At 59.1% G+C, this 2712-nt stretch carries 3 protein-coding genes; 2 read left to right on the top strand and 1 reads right to left on the bottom strand.

Annotated features, from left to right (window positions below):
* Positions 1 to 120: 120 nt before the first annotated feature.
* Complete coding sequence (locus tag NW837_RS12495; RefSeq protein WP_414331954.1) at positions 121 to 819, top strand: cofactor assembly of complex C subunit B; 699 nt, start codon at positions 121 to 123, stop codon at positions 817 to 819.
* A gap of 3 nt (positions 820 to 822) precedes the next feature.
* Here NW837_RS12495 and bchI read toward each other — a convergent pair whose 3' ends face one another.
* On the bottom strand, positions 823 to 1881 hold the full coding sequence (gene bchI, locus NW837_RS12490; RefSeq protein ID WP_011431779.1) for a magnesium chelatase ATPase subunit I: 1059 nt from the start codon (positions 1879 to 1881) through the stop codon (positions 823 to 825).
* Positions 1882 to 2269: 388 nt separating this feature from the next.
* Between bchI and NW837_RS12485 the strand changes: the two genes are divergently transcribed.
* Positions 2270 to 2614, top strand: coding sequence for a DUF4168 domain-containing protein (locus tag NW837_RS12485; protein ID WP_414331953.1), 345 nt, complete (start codon positions 2270 to 2272; stop codon positions 2612 to 2614).
* Positions 2615 to 2712 lie beyond the last annotated feature (98 nt).

Below are 2712 nucleotides of genomic sequence, written 5' to 3'. Positions count from 1 at the left end.
GGAAACAAACAGAATGCTACCGCTGCATAGTTGAACAGTGATGTTCAGCAGTGTTCAGCGTAAATGTATCAGCTTCTCCCTTCTCTCCCGTTACTTCCTCTAGGTTATGCCTAGCCTGCCTTGACGGTTGAACCCACTCCAGCCCCCAGGGATCCCAATCGCTGGGTGAGGCGGCTGCCTCTGGTGACCGGCCTTTTGGGCAGCGTCCTTTTGGTTATTAATCGACTGGCCTTTACGCCGGAATTGCTTACCAGCCAGTCCCGTTCAGATGCCTTGGGGATCCTCCTCAGCGCTGTTTTGATCTTGACCGGCCTGCTGTGGCAGCAGATCCAGCCTCTTCCGCCCCAAACGGCCCCCCTGCAAGGGATCCCCGGCTGTGATTGGCATCCCGATCTTTCCGAAAGCGAGAAACTGGAGCTGGCTTGGGCCTCCCATACCCTGCTCAGCACCACCGCCGCCCGCACCGTGGTGATCTGGGTGGGTGGGCGAACCCTCCTACAACGGGGGATCCTAGCCACCCCCGGCCAGATGCCCTCCATTCAGCCCAAGAGCGTTTTACAGCGGGTTTTGCAAACGGGGCGACCCGTCTATCTGGTGGATCTCAAGCTGTTCCCGGCCCGCGCCGAGTTCAATGATCTGTTGCCCCCCGGATCCCAAGCCGTGCTGTGCCAGCCCATCGGCCAGAAAGGGTGCTTGATTTTGGGGAGCGATACCCCACGCAGCTTCAGCCGGCAGGAGCAAGCCTGGATTGCCGCCATTGCCGACAAGCTAGCAGCCACCCTACTCCCCTCTCCCCCTGGGAGAGGGGCTGGGGGGTGAGGGCTAGGCGGCGCTCTCCAAGCTCACCTGGAACACTTCGCTGAAGGCTTTTTCCACCTTGTAGCCCGAGTCGATGGTTTCCAAGGGATCCTTGCGCAGGCGGTGGCGCAAACACAGGCTGATCACCCGACGGATATCGGCGACGGTGACCTCGCTCCGCCCTTCCAAAGCCGCCAGGGCCTTGGCAGCCCGGTTGGTGACAATGTCTCCGCGCAGCCCATCCACCTCCAAAGCCGCACATACTCCGGAGATCTTCAAGCGCAAGTCGGGATCCACTGCCACGTTGGGCAAAAGATGTTGGGCTTTTTCGATGCGCTCCCGCAGGCGCTGCTGGGAATCGGCATACTTGGCCAAAAAAGCCTGGGGATCGGCGTCGAACTGGCTGCGCTCCTCCACGATCCGCACCCGCAGGGCAGCATCTCGCACCGTTTCGATCTGGACGAACATGCCAAAGCGATCCAGCAGTTGAGGCCGCAATTCCCCCTCTTCCGGGTTGCCGGATCCCACCAGCACAAACCGAGCCGGATGACGAATGGAAATGCCCTCCCGTTCCACGGTGTTCCAGCCTGAGGCCGCCGCATCCAGCAACACATCCACCAAGTGGTCATCCAGCAAATTGACTTCATCCACGTAAAGGATGCCTCGATTGGCCTTGGCCAACAGCCCCGGCTCAAAAGCCTTCACCCCCTGAGCTAAGGCCCGCTCAATGTCGAGAGTGCCACACACTCGGTCTTCTGTTGCCCCCAAGGGCAGATCCACCATCGGCACCTGGATCCAAGTGCTTTCCAGCGTTTCCCCTGCTTGGAGCCGTTCCCACACTTGATCGCTCATCAAGTCCCGCTGCCGCGGGTGGCTGTTGAAGGGATCCCCTTTCACCACCTCGATCTGGGGCAGCAGGTCGGCCAAAGCGCGAATGGTGGTGGACTTGCCCGTGCCGCGATCCCCCATGATCAGCACCCCGCCAATGCGCGGGTCGATCACGTTGAGGAGCAAGGCCAATTTCATCTCCTCTTGGCCGACGATGGCCGTAAACGGGAAAACCGGGCGACGTTCCAAATGCATAGGGGCAATAACCAACAATTCATCCCCATTATCCCAGAGGCCACTCCCTTCTGGGTGTCAGATAGGCTGGAAAGGGACTGGAACTGGAACCTAAAGACCAGTTTTCGGTCAAATGGAAAAGCAAGCTCAGTTGTCAGCGTGGACGACGCCCTGGGCTTTCACAGAGAGGAGCAGATAGGATCGAAGCCCGCGGGGTTCATCAGAGTGTTGAACCGGCGTGGGGCCGAAAGCTCACAAAAACCCTAGGCAACCTGAGCAACAGTTGGCGGGTGGGGAGACATCAGCGGTGTCAGGCAAAGCAAGTCGGAGACGGTGGACGGCATTTCCAATCCAAAGCGTGGTCCAAAAAGGGCTGGTGGGTTTGATCTGGGTTTGCACTTGGATCCCTGTGCTCACTGTCTCTCTGGCTGTGGCTCAAACCCCCACCACCTCTGTGGTGTTGAGCGATGAGCAGGTAACAATGTACGCCCGTATCGTCTTGGAGATGGAGCCCCACCGGCAAGAGGCCCAAAAGCGCTCCCAAGCCACAAACGACCCAGCCAGCAAAGATCAAATCCGGCGAGAATTCATCCGCACCGCGACCGAGATCATCACTCGCCACGGTATGACTGTGCCTGACTACAACCGCATTACACTCTTGATCCGCTCCGAAGAGGGCAAAGCTTTGCAACAGCGCATTGAGGCCGAAATTCTCCGCCTGCAAAGCGAGGATCCCCAACCGCCAGTCCGATAAAAGTAAACTACCCGACACCCGCGCTGTGCGCAGGGTGCGGGCTTTATCCCAATCCCTAGCGGCCCCAGAGGACAGCTAAGTTTCGGAATTTCAGGCGA

Source organism: Synechococcus sp. R6-10, assembly GCF_047461815.1.
In the GTDB taxonomy this organism is placed as follows: Bacteria; Cyanobacteriota; Cyanobacteriia; order Thermostichales; family Thermostichaceae; genus Thermostichus.
Note: the sequence above shows the minus strand (reverse complement) of the source record. Positions and strands in the feature narration are given on the sequence as shown.

Excerpts from the sequence above, each read along its gene's own strand:
- bchI (WP_011431779.1), bottom strand. The coding sequence starts at position 1,881 with ATGCATTTGGAACGTCGCCCGGTTTTCCCGTTTACGGCCATCGTCGGC.